The 15267-nt window shown below is 61.2% G+C and carries 12 protein-coding genes and 1 pseudogene; 4 read left to right on the top strand and 9 right to left on the bottom strand.

Annotated features, from left to right (window positions below; genetic code table 11):
- Positions 1 to 196: 196 nt before the first annotated feature.
- The 7 genes from DW49_RS0118075 to DW49_RS0118045 form a co-directional block, all read right to left on the bottom strand.
- On the bottom strand, positions 197 to 1816 hold the full coding sequence (locus DW49_RS0118075) for a glucan biosynthesis protein D (RefSeq protein WP_024420495.1): 1620 nt from the start codon (positions 1814 to 1816) through the stop codon (positions 197 to 199).
- Between the two features lie 399 nt (positions 1817 to 2215).
- Entirely contained in the window at positions 2216 to 3145 is a 930-nt protein-coding gene (locus DW49_RS0118070; protein WP_005621962.1) for a phosphatidate cytidylyltransferase, read from the bottom strand.
- Positions 3145 to 3765 (bottom strand): lysophospholipid acyltransferase family protein, encoded by a 621-nt coding sequence (locus DW49_RS0118065; RefSeq protein ID WP_005621960.1) that lies wholly within the window; start codon positions 3763 to 3765, stop codon positions 3145 to 3147. Before DW49_RS0118065 ends, DW49_RS0118070 begins: the two co-directional genes overlap by 1 nt.
- Positions 3766 to 3773: 8 nt before the next feature.
- Positions 3774 to 4229 carry a hypothetical protein gene (locus DW49_RS0118060; protein ID WP_024420494.1) on the bottom strand — a complete coding sequence of 152 codons (456 nt, stop codon included), beginning with the start codon at positions 4227 to 4229 and terminating at the stop codon, positions 3774 to 3776.
- 23 nt (positions 4230 to 4252) lie between these two features.
- Positions 4253 to 5608, bottom strand: coding sequence for a phosphatase PAP2/dual specificity phosphatase family protein (locus tag DW49_RS0118055; protein WP_005621956.1), 1356 nt, complete (start codon positions 5606 to 5608; stop codon positions 4253 to 4255).
- On the bottom strand, positions 5605 to 7362 hold the full coding sequence (locus tag DW49_RS0118050; protein ID WP_005621951.1) for a bifunctional alpha/beta hydrolase/class I SAM-dependent methyltransferase: 1758 nt from the start codon (positions 7360 to 7362) through the stop codon (positions 5605 to 5607). Before DW49_RS0118050 ends, DW49_RS0118055 begins: the two co-directional genes overlap by 4 nt.
- A gap of 32 nt (positions 7363 to 7394) precedes the next feature.
- Positions 7395 to 8012 carry a CDP-alcohol phosphatidyltransferase family protein gene (locus tag DW49_RS0118045; RefSeq protein WP_003378312.1) on the bottom strand — a complete coding sequence of 206 codons (618 nt, stop codon included), beginning with the start codon at positions 8010 to 8012 and terminating at the stop codon, positions 7395 to 7397.
- 342 nt (positions 8013 to 8354) lie between these two features.
- Here DW49_RS0118045 and hflK (DW49_RS0118040) point away from each other — a divergent pair, with 342 nt between their 5' ends.
- Genes hflK (DW49_RS0118040) through DW49_RS0118025 form a run of 4 tightly spaced genes read left to right on the top strand, consistent with a single transcriptional unit; the run spans position 8355 to position 14351 of the window.
- A complete protein-coding gene (hflK, locus tag DW49_RS0118040; RefSeq protein ID WP_005621946.1) occupies positions 8355 to 10301 on the top strand; it encodes a protease modulator HflK in 1947 nt (648 codons plus the stop codon).
- A gap of 11 nt (positions 10302 to 10312) precedes the next feature.
- Positions 10313 to 11362: a protease modulator HflC gene (gene hflC / locus DW49_RS0118035; RefSeq protein ID WP_005621944.1), complete on the top strand. Its 1050-nt coding sequence runs from the start codon at positions 10313 to 10315 to the stop codon at positions 11360 to 11362.
- Positions 11359 to 12429 (top strand): protease modulator HflK, encoded by a 1071-nt coding sequence (hflK, locus tag DW49_RS0118030; RefSeq protein WP_005621942.1) that lies wholly within the window; start codon positions 11359 to 11361, stop codon positions 12427 to 12429. Before hflC ends, hflK (DW49_RS0118030) begins: the two co-directional genes overlap by 4 nt.
- The gene (locus DW49_RS0118025; protein WP_005621940.1) at positions 12426 to 14351 is read left to right on the top strand and encodes a cation-translocating P-type ATPase; all 1926 of its coding nucleotides are present in this window, start codon (positions 12426 to 12428) and stop codon (positions 14349 to 14351) included. The genes hflK (DW49_RS0118030) and DW49_RS0118025 overlap by 4 nt, the downstream gene beginning before the upstream one ends.
- A 20-nt stretch (positions 14352 to 14371) precedes the next feature.
- Here the strand turns inward: DW49_RS0118025 and DW49_RS1000000130460 are convergent.
- Positions 14372 to 14653 (bottom strand): annotated as a pseudogene (locus DW49_RS1000000130460) (putative adenosine monophosphate-protein transferase Fic); the annotation flags it as partial.
- A gap of 4 nt (positions 14654 to 14657) precedes the next feature.
- Complete coding sequence (locus tag DW49_RS0118020) at positions 14658 to 15125, bottom strand: YhfG family protein (protein WP_005621938.1); 468 nt, start codon at positions 15123 to 15125, stop codon at positions 14658 to 14660.
- Between the last annotated feature and the right edge of the window lie 142 nt (positions 15126 to 15267).

Genomic DNA, 15267 nt, shown 5'->3' with positions numbered 1-15267 from the left:
CCAGCCGCCTCGATGCACCAGATACAACCGAGGCGGCCTGTTTTGGGGCCGCTTCGCAGCCCTTCGCGGACAAGTCCGCTCCTACGCCCTCCGGGCAGAAACGCGTTGCTGTGGCAGCGGGCCGGGCGGCGCTTCGCTGGTCCGCGCCCTCCAGGCAGAAGCCCGTTCTCCGGGCCTCTCGGGAGGAACCCCCGCCTTACGGGTATTTGCGCTTGTCCAGTGCTGGCGGGAAGTACTGGTACATCCAGGTTTCGCTCAGCGTCCGGTCGCCGGTACGGATGAACATGCGCATTTCCACCGGATCGACCGAGTCGCTGTCCGGTACCCAGTCAAAGGTGATGCGATAGCCCTTGATGTCCGGCAGCACGAGGATGTTGAAGTCCTGCACCTTGCCATGAGAAACGGTGACGATAGGCTCGATGCCCGTGCCTTCCGGCAAGCGATCCAGACCGCCGCCGTTGAAGTCCACCGCGAAGCGGCGAGCCCAGGTTTTCGGGTAATGCTCGCCCGGTGCCCAGCCTTCGAGGAAACCGCCCATGCCGGAACGTGTGGCGTGGACCTGAGCCAGCGGCGTGCTCACCGGCGGCAGCGGGCTCCAGAACAGCTTGTAGCCGTAATTCAACGAATCCCCGGCCTTGACCGGCGTCTTCGGTGTCCAGAACACCACGATGTTGTCCATCGTCTCGCCGGTGGTCGGCAATTCCAGCAGGCTGACTTCGCCTTCACCCCACGCCGTGATCGGTTCGACCCACAGGCTTGGACGACGGCTGTACCAGACCACGGTGTCCTGATAGCTGGAGAACTCGTGATCGCTTTGCACCAGACCAAAGCCTTTCGGGTCTTTGTCGGCGAACGCGCTGAATTGCGGTTTGGCCGGGTTGTTCAACGGGCGGCAGATCCACTCGCCGTTACCGCGCCACATCGACAGGCGATCGGAGTCGTGAATTTGCGGGTGGATGGTGTCGCACATGCGCCGTTCGTGGGTGCCGCAGCTGAACATGCTGGTCATCGGCGAAATACCCAGTTGCTGGATATCGGTGCGCGCGTTGATGTGCGCATCGATTTCCATGACCACCTGACCGGCCTGACAGTCGATGTCGAAACGGTAGGCACCGGTGGCGCTGGGCGAGTCGAGCAGCGCGTACACCACAAAGCGCGTGGCGTTCTTGTCCGGTGTTTCAAACCAGAACTTGGTGAAGTCGGGGAATTCTTCCTGACGCTTGGCATAACTGTCGATAGCCAGGCCGCGGGCCGACAGGCCGTATTGCTTGTTGCTGTCCACGGCCCGGAAATAACTGGCGCCGAGGAACGAAACGACGTCGTTGATGGCGATTTCGGGCGCCTTGAACAACTTGAAGCCGGCAAAACCCAGGTCGCCTTTGACCAGGTTCTTGTCGATGCCGCTGCTTTCGTAATTGAACAGGTCATGGCGGAAATGCACTTCCCGCGCCTGCTTGTTCTGCGGGTCGACGCTGTACATGCGTACCGGCGTCTTGAAACCCATGCCGACGTGGAAGAAGTGCACGTCGAGCTGACCGTTGACGTCTTTCCACAGCGAATGATTGGGGTCGTAGCGAATGGCATTGAATTGCAGCGGCGTCATGTTCGCCAGGACGGGTGGCAGCACTTGCTTGTTGCTCACATAGCCTTTGCCTGCGAGCTTCTTGGCATGGGCTTGCAGCTCTGTAAAATCGAAGTGTTCGATCTCGCCATCGGCTGCTGCGGCCAGTGCTCGCGCAGCATAAAGACCTGAGGCCGATACGCTGCCGTAAGCGGCCAACGCCATGGACGCTTTCAGGAGATTTCTGCGATTCATAAGGGTGAAGCCTCTGAGTAATTCTGTGCGTCCTGCACAAAAAATGGCGCGCCAACGACTCCTTGCCGAACGCAAACTACCCACAACAGATAACAAAGACGAGATCCCGTTCGGAAATCAGCCAAAAAAAAACGCGAATCATGCGCAATGAATTCGGCGTCAGGCCTTGAAAACGGACGTTTTTTAAACGCATTACGGCTGCCTGATCACGTCCATCGCCGCTTGGCACAAGGCCTGCGAGCGAGTCGGGTGTGCCTGGCTGATCAGGGCAATAGCGTGCCTGGCCGTCGACGGCTGCATTTGCCACGCAATATTCAGCAATCATTTTGCTGGCGCGTATTCGTGGCAAATGCCCGGTTGGCGTCTATGAGGGGCCGATTCAGGCGACCGCAAGCACCGTCAGGTCCACCAGTAACGCACCAGATGGAAGAAAATCGGCGCGGCAAAACAGACCGAGTCCAGCCGATCAAGCATGCCGCCGTGGCCTTCGATCATGTGGCCCCAGTCTTTCACGCCACGGTCACGCTTGATGGCCGACATGACAATGCCCCCTGCAAACCCCAGCAGGTTGATCAGCAGTGCGATCAGGACGCCCTGCCAGGCATTGAACGGGGTTATCCACCACAGTGCGCCGCCAATCAACGAGGCGAGAGCGATACCGCCCAGAAAGCCTTCGACGGTCTTCGATGGCGACAGATTGGGCGCGATCTTGCGTTTGCCGAACAACTTGCCGCACACGTATTGCAGCACATCGGAGATCTGCACCACGATCACCAGCCAGGCGATCAGCAACAGATTGCGGCCTTCGTAGCCGGCGATCTCCAGGGTCAGCAGGGCGGGCACGTAGGAGACGCAGAACACTGCGATCATCAAGCCCCACTGCACTTTCGAGGCGCGTTCCAAGAAGTGCTTACTGTCGCCGCCCAGCGAGGCCAGAATCGGCAGCAGCAGGAACACATAGACCGGAATGAAGATCGAGAACAGCCCGTACCAGTTAATCGCGATCAGCACGTACTGCAACGGCAGCGCCAGGTAGAACGCCGCCACCAGTGCCGGGTAATCGCTGCGCCGGGTCGGCGTGAGGGTCAGGAACTCGCGCAGTGCGTAGAACGACACGGCGTAGAACAGCAGGATGACCGCGCCCTGACCCAGCCAGAAGGCAAAGCCGATCACCAGCACCATCACCCACCAGGCATTGATGCGCGCGTTGAGGTTGTCGATAACCGAGTTGGGTCCGCCTGCCCTGCGCTTGAGCACGTAGCCGATCAGCGAGGCGAGCAACAGAACCATGCCGATGCCCATGAACAACAGTTGAGTCTGGTTATCCATTACAGCGGCTCCGGTGCCAGGGCCAGCAGCGCGTCACGGCTGCGGGTGAGGAATTGCTCTTTGCTTTCTTCGCTGTCCAGACGCAGAGGCGCGCCGAAACTGGTGGTGCATAACAGTGGCAACGGCAGCATGCGGCCTTTGGGCATGACCCGGTTGAGGTTGGCAATCCATACGGGCACCAGGTCCACCTGTGGATAACTCTTCGCCAAGTGATACAGCCCGCTTTTGAAGGGCAGCAAGCCGTCTTCCGGATTGCGTGTGCCCTCCGGGAACAGAATCAGCGAGTCGCCGTTTTCCAGTGCTTCCAGCATCGGTTGTAGCGGGTTGCTTTCCGGCGTGCTGCGCTTGCGATCCACCAGCACACCGTTGAACACACGGTTGATGATGTAGCGCCGCAACGGGCTGTTCTGCCAGTAATCAGCGCCGGCGACCGGCCTGGCGGTCTTGCGCAGCGCAGGTGGCAGCGAGGCCCAGAGCAGCACGAAGTCGCCGTGGCTGCTGTGATTGGCGAAGTAGATCCGTTGCCGCTGCTCAGGCGTGCAACCCAGCCACAAGCTGCGCGCACCGGTGATGCTGCGCGCGCCGGCGGTGATGATCGTGGCGACCAGAGGTTCGAACATGACAATTCCTATTGGGCAAAGGACAGCCAGGGAAAGAGAAAGATGAAACCGACCAGCCAGAACAGTTGAAGCGCGATGTACCCGACCTGCACGCGCAGTTGCCGCAGTGCGCCCTGCCTGCGCAGCGTCCAGTCACGGCCGCCTTTATCCACAGGCTGCAAACCCAGCTCGCTCAGGGTCTGGTCGAGTTCCAGGGTGCGATCAGCCAGTTGGCTGGGCTGAGTGGCCATGATCTGAAACAGGTCTGCGTCGAAAGCGACCCGGAATGCCTTGGATTTTGCCAGCAGCCCACTCAGCACCATGACCACGATCCACACTGCCAACAAAGCGCTGAGTGGCGTTATCCACAACTGTGCGAGCCCTGCCGCAAGGCTCAACAGCAACAGCCCTGTGGACAGATAGTCCAGCGATTTACCCCGACGAAGCAGACTGGCGGTGACCAAGAGGTGCATTTCTGGTGACATAAGCCGTCCGTCCTGTGGATAAACTATCGCGCGCTATTAGGCAGAGTGTTTGTATGAATGGCGTCGCGGTTACGCAGCAAGTCCGCCAGAACCTGCAGATGCCCTTCACGCAGAACGACGCCAGGCCTTGCGGCCCTGATCAGCGCCACCGCGTTGTCCACCGACGTTGCCCTGCCTGAATAAAGCAGCCATGCCGCGACGGCCGTAGCACTGCGTGAATAGCCCAGTGCACAGCAGACCAGCAAAGGTCCGTGCTGGCGCAGGGTTTCGATAGCTTTTGCCGCGCGCAGGCAATGTTCTAGATCGGGTGGAATCAGGTCGATTGCAGCGACCTGTTGATAACTTCGCGTGCCCGGATTTATCGGCAGCTCGGCACACATATCCACAATCGCCTGAAAAGGCTGCATCTGTTGCTCACTGGGCAATCGACCCAACCATACGTTATCCACAACCTGATCCGGGTCGGGCCGCTTTTTTGTCCACAGCCGCGAGTTTATCCACGCGCCGAGCACGTATGGGCCAAGCAACCAGTAAGCCGCAGCGGTCAATCGCCCGTCGGCACGTTTCTGAAAACCCGCTGCATCGAACAGCAGGTAATTGAGCGCCACCAGCAGCAACGACAGTGCCGGCCACGCCAACCACAACCCGCCACCAGCGAGCGCAAATGCCGGGATCGCCAGCAAGACAGCGCCCATGCTGTAGTAAAGCGCCAGCCTGAGCCGTTTCGGATGTCGTGTCAGGCGCGCCGCCAGCAACGGGCTACGGCCTTCATCCGGCCACAGCCAGACACAGAACCAGCCGGCCAGTGCGCCTGTGGGTAAGTCGACAAAGTGATGCTGCCAGGTGGTCAGCACCGACAGGCCGATCAGGGCAAACCAGCTGTGCAGCAGCCAGCGCCACGCGACATGAAAGTGCCGGGCGTAGCGGTCGTAACAGACCCACAGCACCACCAGCAGGGCGATGTGCAGGGACGGTGCCTGATTGAACGGCTTGTCGAAGCCTGCCAGCACCGCGAACAGCCAGCCGAAGATGCCGTCCAGTTCCGGACGCTCGAAGGTAAAGCGCAGCGGCCAGAGCAAAAAGCAGGTGACGGAGATGAGCTGCGCGCTGAACAGGCGCAAGGCATGCGTATCCAGTTGCCGACGTGTCAGGCAGGCCAGCAGGGAAAAACCGTAAAGCAGGTCGATGGACCAATAAGGCACGATGGTCCAGGCCCAGAACGGCATGTGTGCTTCCCAGTCGAACACCAGGCTGCCGACATCGGTGCGCTGCGCCGTGTACCAGGTGGCAAAACCGTAACTTGCAAAAAAGAACGGCGCGAGTAACACCAGCCAGACGACCGCTCTTTTCCACAGGCCTCGTTCGCGTACCGCACTCACTGGATGCGCTGCGCCAAGGACACGGTGAAAATCCCCCATTCATCAACACGCTGGGTGATCTTGCGAAAGCCAGCGGCTTCCACCAGTTGGTCCATCTCTGACTGACTGCGACGGCGCATGACCCAGGCCTGGCCTTCGCGATGACTGGTCAGGGCGCGGGCGATCAGCTCCAGTTGCGGGTGCCACGGCTGCCCGGTGTACACCAGATAACCGCCCGGTTCGACGGCTGCCGCCAGCCCGGCCAGCGAATCGTCGACCATCTGGTTGCTGGAAAACAACTCATACAGCCCCGACACCACCGCCAGCGTCGGTTTGGGGTCCAGCGTTGCCAGGTCGTTGCGGTCAAAGGCATCGCCCTTGACGAAGCGCGCGATGTCTTCCAGATCCTTCTGCTCGATGAGCAGGCTGCCGTCGCGCACATTGATGTCGCTGTAGTCGCGCAGCAGAATGGATTCCGGCAGCGGCTCGACGCCCCGCAACGACTCCAGAATGTAACGCCCGTGCCCGGCGGCGATGTCCACGATGCGTACCGGTTTGCCCTGATTGCGCAAATGCGCCATGGCCAGGCGCAGCAGTTCTTCGGCGTGCAGCTTGCGTTGGCGAATGCCACGCCAGCCGATCGATTGCAGGTAGTTCTTGTCGATCATGCGACCCAGCGCGCCTTTGCCGGCGGGTCGGTTGCGATAGACGTAATCCAGCGTGCTGCCAGAATCGAAGCCGGTGTCGAAACCCAGTTTCACCCCTGTGGATAACTTGCTGCCAAGGCGCATGCTGGCGCGGGTCATGCGCCAGTACAGGTCGCGCAACGAATTGTGCGGCAACGGCGCGGCCAGCTCTTCGGACTCCGCACAGGTTGCGCCCAGCCGGTCAGCGTCCAGCAACGACGGGCGGTGCATCGGCGTTTCGAAATTCTGCAAGACGAAGCGCCGCGCGCGGCTCAGCGCCAGATGACGGTCACGCTCGCCCAGCGTGTCGTGGAAGAACCCCGGCAGGGTGTGTTTCTCCTTGCGCAGGCTGCCCAGTTGTTCGAAAAAACGCTCCTGTGGCGCACGATGCACGACGAAGTCCGAGCCTGAAATCAGCAACTGGGTCGGGATCTGGATCGCCTGTGCATCGGCAACCACACGGTCGGCGGCTTCATACAGGCCCAGCAGCACATTCACTGAAATGGCCTTGGTGATCAGCGGGTCGCTGTCGTAGGACGCGATACGTTGCGGGTCGTGGCTCAGGAAGCGCGCCTTGACGTAGCTGTTGACGAAGAAGTTGCCCTTGAACTTACGCAGCAGCGCCAGCCCTGTGCGGGCGAAAGGTACATACAGCTTGACCTTGAAGGCGGGGGAGGCGAGGACCAGTGCGCGGATCTTCGGCGCGTAGTCGTGCGCCCATGTCGCTGCAATAACGGCGCCCACGCTTTGCGCGATCACTGCCATGTTCTCTTCGGCAATATCAAACGTGACGCTCAGGTGATCGACAAAGGTCTGCACGTCGCGAACGCTGGTGGCAAAGCTCGGGCTGTCACCACGGGCGCCTGGCGACTGACCGTGACCGCGGGCATCCCAGGCAAAAAAATCAAAGCCTGGCAGGTCCAGTTCATCGACCAGATGCGCAATCCGCCCGGAATGCTCGTGGCCGCGATGAAACAGCAACACGGCTTGCCGTGGCGCATCAGGCGTCGGGTGTGCAGCAGGCCAGTGGCGGTAGAACAGCTCGACGCCATCGTGGGTGGTGAAGCGCTGATCATTCACATCACGCATTGCGACTTCCTTATGCCAGTACGATGTTTTGATTATTGCTGGGAGGAGGGTGCTTCACTCAGGCCGCGCCGCACCCGGTTGAACAGGGTGTACACCAGCAGGGCGCAGACGATGAGCAGAATCACGTTTATCCACAGGGCGGGTAGCCAACCGATGGCGACGCCTGCGCCGAGCACGCCGAAGACCAGCGCGCGGTCGCTTTTGCCCATCGGGCCGTCGTAGCGTCGTGATGCACCGACCATTGGGCCGAGCACGCCTGCGTATTCGCTGAAAATCGCCAGCAGGGTCACCAGCAGCACCAGGCCCGGGCTGACATCGACAAGCAGCGCAAAAGGCAGAAACAGCGCGCTGTCGGCGATGACATCGGTCAGTTCGTTGAGGTAGGCGCCGAGCCGGGACTTCTGGCCGAACTCGCGGGCCAGCATGCCGTCGATGGCATTGAGCGCCATGCGCACGATCATCCACGCGGGGATCAGTGCAAACACCCAGTAATGCGGGATCGCCACGGCCACGACGGCACCGATCAGCAATGAGATGGCGCACGCCGCGAGCGTGACTTGATTGGCGGTTATGCCGCGCTCGTACAGGCGCTGAACGAGCGGGCGCAACAGATTTTGAAAGCGCGGTTTGAGCTGGTAGATAGAAATCAACGCAAGAGCATCCGTGTCTGTGGATAACTACAACGCTCAGCGCCCTTTACAGCGGCGCAGGCCGAGACGCTAGTGAAACATAATGTGACCGGTACTACGTAACAGTGTTTGTGCGACAGGTCTCAATGCGCAGACGATTCTGCCGCCAAATGCTCGAGTGGGCGCACATTTCGCGGCGCTCCACGTCGCAGATCTGCGCTGCACCTCCTACGCTGAATCAATGCGAAACCTGACGAAAGTTTCACTCTGCGTGTTATATCGTAACGCTATGATGCGGCGGCATTGATAGAAGCCGATATCGGGCTCTCTACAGGGCAATATTCAGCGGGTTCCGGGGTAGTGATGCGGGTTGATTTGGGTGAGCACGCAGACCTCGAAGGTCTGCCGCGTTTTCAGATGGCAGTGCAGCAGGTTCGGCGTCTCGGGCGACTGATGTATGTGACCGGCGGGTTGGCGGCGTTCGCGCTGCTGCTGGCGCTGTCCATTGATCTGTTTTCGCCAGGCTCATTGTGGATGGCAGTGCTGGGTAATGCGGCGGCGGCCTTGCTGTTGCTCAGCGCAGGCTTGCAGTCGGCACGGCACGTGGCGCTGTGGCGGGCCCGCGCATGGGGCGCACCTGCCAGCGGAGAGTCTCCTGAAACAGCAGCAACGCCTGATGAAACCGGCTGGTACGAGCGTCTGCTCACCGGGTTGAGCGACGCTGGCCAGTCGATGGTCAGTTACATCGGCAGCTCGACCCTGTGGCTTGGTGGGTGGGCATTGCTGGCGCTGATCATCATCCGCGCCTTCTGGAACCTGACGCTGCTTGGCAGCGACCTTTCTGCACTGGGCAGCCTTGTCGGCAGCATCATGTTGCTGTTGGCGTTTGGCCTGCTGGTTATCGAGCGGCAATTGAGCGGTGAGCCAGAAGGCCAGTCGCCAGAAGCCGGCCCGCTCGCACAACTGGTGTGCATGACCCTCATCGTTCTGCTGATCGGCGCGCTGTGCCTGTTCTTCTCCAGCGCGGACAGAGTCTGGCCTGCGCGCCTGGCTGTATTGATCGGCCTGCTGCCGCTGGGCGTTGCGCTGGAGTTTGTCTTGCGTGCGGGCCTGTCGGTGTTCAGCCCGCGCACTGCGCTTGTCGAGCCGCGCCTGCTGGCGAGCAGCTTCGTCGCCGACCTGCTGCGCTGGCCGCCACGTCCGCTGCTGGCCTTGCAGCACGAACTGCACAATCGTTTTGGTATCGACCTGCGTCAGATCTGGGCCTTCACCTACATGCGTCGCGCCTTTTTGCCGGTGCTGGCAGTCGTCGCGGCGCTGGGCTGGGCGTTGAGCGGCGTGCACGAAGTGCCGATGCAGGGGCGCGGCATCTACGAGCGTTTCGGCAAACCGGTCGAGGTGTTCGGGCCAGGCTTGCATGCAGGATTGCCTTGGCCGTTTGGCCGGGTTCTGGCGGTGGAAAACGGTGTAGTGCATGAGCTGGCGACCAGTGTGTCCGCTGCCGACGCCGCCGAGCAAAGCCTGGACCCCGCCGAAGGACCGCCGCCCAACAGCGCCAACCGCTTGTGGGACGCCAGCCACATCAACGAAAAATCCCAGGTCATCGCCAGCAGTGCAGGCGACAAGCAGAGCTTTCAGATCGTCAACATGGACGTGCGTTTCGTCTATCGCATCGGCCTGACGGATTCGGCAGCAATGGCCTCGACCTACAACAGTGCCGATATTCCTGCGCTGATCCGCAGCACCGCCAGCCGCGTGCTGGTGCACGATTTTGCCTCACGCATGCTGGATGAACTGCTCGGCGAGCAACGCAGCGGCCTGGCCGACGATATTGGCAAGGCCGTGCAGGCAGACTTGCAGCGCCTGGACAGCGGTGTCGAGCTGCTCGCCACTGTGGTCGAAGCGATCCACCCGCCAGCCGGTGCCGCCAACGCTTATCACGCCGTGCAGGCGGCGCAGATTGGTGCGCAGGCGTTGATTGCCCGCGAGCGCGGTGCCGCCAGTGACAAGGCCAATCAGGCTCAGCTCAACGCCAGTGTTGCCCGCGATCAGGCCAGCGCCGGAGCCCGCGAAGTGCTGGCCACAGCGCAAGGCGCAGACCTGCGCTTCAGTGCCGAGCGTCAGGCCTACGCCAAGGCCGGGCAGGCGTTTTTACTCGAGCAATACCTGGCCCAGCTCACCGAGGGCCTGGGCAATGCGAAGTTGCTGATACTCGACCACCGTCTGGGCGGCGACAACGCGCCGACCATCGACCTGCGTTCGTTCACCCCACCGGCAGACCCAGCGGCGCCGCGTAAAGCCGTTCAGTAAGGAGTCGTCCCTTGAGTCTGTTCCATCATCATCACGATCACAGCGACCACGATAGCCACGCCAGCCATGGGCATGGCGGTCATGGTCATCACCACCACCACCACCACCACCATCACGCAGCGGCCGGGCCATCTGTGTTCCCCTGGCGGCGGGCGAGCCTGGCAGCGCTGCTGATTGCCTTTGCCATCGCGGCGGCCAGCCTGGTGCAGGTGCGTTCTGGCGAGGCAACGGTGGTTACCCGTTTCGGCAATCCGTCGCGTGTGCTGCTCGACCCCGGCTTGAACTGGCGCTGGCCTGCGCCGTTCGAGGCGACCATTCCGGTGGACCTGCGCCTGCGTACTACCTCCAGCGGCTTGCAGGATGTCGGCACCCGCGACGGCCTGCGCATCATCGTTCAAGCCTACGTGGCGTGGCAGGTGCAGGGCGATGCAGACAACGTGCAGCGCTTCATGCGTGCGGTACAAAACCAGCCTGACGAAGCGGCGCGGCAGATCCGTACCTTTGTCGGTTCTGCGCTGGAGACCACGGCGAGCAGTTTTGACCTGTCCAGCCTTGTGAACACCGACGCCGGCAAAGTGAACATCACTGCATTTGAAAACCAGCTGCGTCAGCAGATTGATCAGCAACTGCTGGCGACGTATGGCGTTCGTGTTCTGCAAGTCGGCGTCGAGCGACTGACCCTGCCATCGGTGACGCTCAACGCGACCGTGGACCGCATGCGTGCCGAGCGCGAAACCATCGCCACCGAGCGCACCGCCGTGGGCAAGCGTGAAGCGGCGCAGATACGTTCGGCCGCCGAGCGTGACGCGCGTATCGTCGAAGCGGATGCCACGGTCAAAGCCGCCGATATCGAAGCGCAATCGCGTGTCGAAGCCGCGCAGATCTACGGCCGCGCTTACGCCGGTTCACCACAGCTGTACAACCTGCTGCGCTCGCTGGACACGCTGGGCACCATTGTGACGCCGGGCACCCGACTGATTTTGCGCACTGACGCTGCGCCATTCCGTGTGCTGGTAGACGGCCCGCCGACGCTGGACGGCAAGGGTGGAACACAGCCATGAGTGAAGTGGCTGACGAGCCCGTGGCGCAACGGCCGCCCGTGAACAGCCCGTGGCTGCAGGCCAGCCGTCTGGCGTTCATCGGGTTGTATGGCGTGACACTGCTGGCCGCGCTTGGCTGGGTGACGTCCAACGTGCGCCAGATCGATCCGCAGAACCGTGCCGTGGTGATGCGCTTCGGTGCGATCGAGCGGGTTCAGAACGCGGGTTTGCTGACCGCGTGGCCGCAACCTTTCGAGCAAGTGGTGCTGCTGCCTTCGGCGGACCGAGTGATCGAGCGGCGCGTGGAAACCCTGCTGCGCTCGCCCGCTGCGTTGAAAGCGGATGAAATCGTGACCCTGTCGGCGCCGATGAGCGATGCACTGGCCGGTTCCGGTTTTCTGCTGACCGGCGATGCCGGGGTCGTGCAGCTGGACGTCACGGTGTTCTACAAAGTGACTGACCCCAATGCCTTCGTGTTGCAGGGCGATCATGTATTGCCCGCGCTGGATCGGCTGGTCAATCGCAGCGCAGTGGCACTCACCGCTGCGCGGGATCTGGACACTATTTTGGTGGCCCGGCCTGAGCTGATCGGCGCAGACAGTCAGGCGGCCGAACGCCGTGAGCGACTGCGTGGCGACCTGGTGCGCGGCATCAATCAACGTCTCGCTGAGCTCAACGCGACGGGGATGGGCATTGGCGTCGAGGTGGCGCGGGTGGACGTGCAGTCGAGTCTGCCGAAGGCAGCGGTCAATGCGTTCAATGCAGTGTTGACCGCCAGCCAGCAAGCGGATCAAGCGGTGGCCAACGCACGCACTGATGCCGAAAAGGTGACCCAGACCGCCAATCAACAAGCCGACCGAACCCTGCAGGTGGCGCATGCCCAGGCCTCTGAAAGGCTGGCCAAAGCTCAAGCCGCTACGGCGACGGTCGTCAGCCTGTCAGAGTCGGCGCAGAACCGCAGCGACCCAGGCCTCATGCAACGCCTTTATCGAGAGCGTGTGCCGGGTATTCTGCATCAGGCAGGTTCGGTCACCACCGTCGATCCCCGAGACGATTCCCGCCTGATTATCCAGGGAGCACCGCAATGAGTGGCGAAGCCGTTCACACCCACGACGCCGTTCACTCAGAAGCGGCCGGCAGCCTGTTGAGCAACGCGGAACAGCGCAGCGCGGCCCGGCAACTGACGCTGGCAATGTTGGCATTGGGCCTGTTGGGGCTGGGTCTGATCTGGCGCTTCATCGCCCCGGAGCAGAACGGCGTCAGCCAGTTGCTGCTGGGTGCGGCCTCACTGTTGGTGGCCATCCCTGTGATCAGCGCCGGTTGGCACAGCCTGCGGCACCCTAGCCTGCACGGCATTACGGACCAGTTGATTGCGCTGGCCATGCTCGGTGCCTGGGCCACCGGCGACTTGATGACCGCGGCATTGCTGCCGATCATCATGATCTTCGGCCATGTGCTGGAAGAACGCAGCGTGATCGGCTCGCAGGAAGCCATCGAAGCGCTGGGTCGTCTGACCCGCAGTCAGGCTCGGTTGCTGAGCGCGGACGGGAGCATTCGTGAGGTCGATAACACCACGCTGAAACCCGGTGACCAGGTTGAAGTGCGCGCCGGTGATCGGGTCCCGGCAGACGGTCGGGTGCTTTTCGGTCAGGCCAGCCTGGACACGTCGTCGATTACCGGCGAGTCGGTGCCGCTGGAAGCCAGTGTCGGAGTCGAAGTATTTGGCGGCGCGATCAATCTGGATGGCCTGCTGCGTATCGAAGTGACCCGCATCGGCGATCAGTCCACGCTGGGCAAGGTCATCGCGCTGATGCAGAGCGCCGAACGCTCCAAACCGCCCATCACCCGCCTGCTGGAGCGCTACGCAGGCAGTTACATGGTGCTTGTGTTGCTGATCGCGGCGCTGACCTGGTTCATCACCCAGGATGCGCAGGCGATGCTCGCTGTGCTGGTGGCGGCCTGTCCGTGCGCGCTGGTGCTCTCGGCTCCGGCAACGGCCATCGCCGGTATTGCCGTCGCGGCACGGCACGGCATCTTGATTCGCAGCTCGGCGTTTCTTGAAGAACTGGCTGACTTGAACTCGCTGGTTGTGGATAAAACCGGCACGCTGACTTACGGTCGCCTGCGTTTGCAGTCGGTACAGGCCCAAGGCGCAGAGCACCCACAATTGTTGGAACTGGCGGCCAGCCTGGGCTCGGCCAGCAGCCATCCGGTCAGTCGCGCATTGGCCGGGCTTGTGGATAACAGCCGCCTGCTACCGTTGACCGATACTCGTGAGCGCCAGGGGCTGGGTGTAGTGGCCGCGACTGAGCACGGCGATGCCGCACTGGGCCGACCTGAGTTGTTTGAACAACTGGGTATTGTCACGCCGCAGGTCCCGGCACACGACGGCCCGCTGGCCGGGCTGTCACTGGACGGTGTGTTTCTGGCCTGGCTGCTGCTGGCCGACAGCGTCAAGCCCGAAGCCCAGGCCGCGCTGCTTGAACTGCGTGAGCTGGGCATGGGGCGGCAGTTATTGCTGACCGGTGATCGGCAAAGCGTGGCCGACAACCTGGCGCGTGATATCGGCATCACTGATGTACATGCGCAGGCGTTGCCGGAAGACAAGCTCAACCGGGTGATGGGCGAAATCGCCAGCGGCTTTCGGCCTATGGTGGTCGGCGACGGGGTCAACGATTCGCTGGCCCTCAAGGCCGGTGTGGTCGGCGTCGCGATGGGGGCGGGCGGGGCCGACATCGCGCTGGCGTCTGCCGACATCGTCCTGATCGGCAGCGACCTGCGCCGCCTGGGCACCTGTGTACGACTCAGCCGCCAGTGTCGCCAGACCTTGCAGGTCAACGTGATCATCGGCCTGGGCTGGACGCTGGCCATCGTGGCCCTGGCCGCCTTTGGCCTGCTCGGCGCCGCTGGCGCGATGGTCGCCGCCATTCTGCACAACCTCAGCACCTTGTTGGTGTTGGGCAATGCCGGGCGTCTATTGCGCTTTCAGGAGCCGTTGATGAAGCTGTAGGTGAATGGTCAGGAGGTAACGATGCGCGCACAGGTACAAAAGCGTGTCCCGCCTTTGGAGATATCAACCGTTCTGATTTCCCCCGCCCACTCGTACAGATCAGAAAATAGCTGCCTGTGCAGCTGTTTCATATTTTCCAGGCTGTAAGGAGGGGCTGTGTAGTGCACTCGCGTTACGGTACTTGCGGTGATTTCTCTTTCTGCTGCTTCAAGGTCGTCCATGTCCTGAATATTCAGCCGGTTTCTCAAAACCGATGATGCGGGGTAGCAGTAGCAGTCGTGAGATGCATCATATCGGTCCATGACATTATCTTCTGTGTTTGGCGAGTATGCTTTCCAATGACGCTTTTTCGTCAAGGAAAGGTATTTTGATTCCTTCCAGTTTTGAGCTGTTTATAAAGTTTTTGAGTTTTTTCTCTTCAAAGCGTCTGTGCGGATCAAAGTGATTATCAAAAAAATACAACGAGCATGTTCGAATCAGCCCATCAAGCTCTGACGGGTTTTTTGCCGTGACCCGAAAGCCGAGGCTTTTTGACAGTGCGCGGCGAGCTTCGCTGAAGTTTTTTTCGTGACGGGCCAAGTTGATACTTGAGCTGTTCGAGGAGAGCGTGGCCTTAAGCACATGCAGTTTCGAGAACAGTGCGGCCCAGCCGTTGACACCGAGCTTTAACATCAACTGGGTTTCGACAGTCCTTTTTATCTCGGTAAATGCTCCGAGTTTCTGTAGGTCTTCGATTCGGTCAGCCTGTAATACTTGCTGCAGTGACGCTTTCATCTTGGGCCTCGTAACGTCTATCAGCGCAGTCAGTATCAGGATTCTAGTGTACTGTTTTCGAAAAAATCAGCCACCAACTAACGGAAAATTCAAATCTTATCAATAGCTTAGCTTGCAGGTTATGGGTAACTTATTTCGAAAA

Origin of the sequence: Pseudomonas avellanae BPIC 631 (assembly GCF_000444135.1) — a bacterium.
Lineage (GTDB): Bacteria > Pseudomonadota > Gammaproteobacteria > Pseudomonadales > Pseudomonadaceae > Aquipseudomonas > Aquipseudomonas avellanae.
Note: the sequence above shows the minus strand (reverse complement) of the source record. Positions and strands in the feature narration are given on the sequence as shown.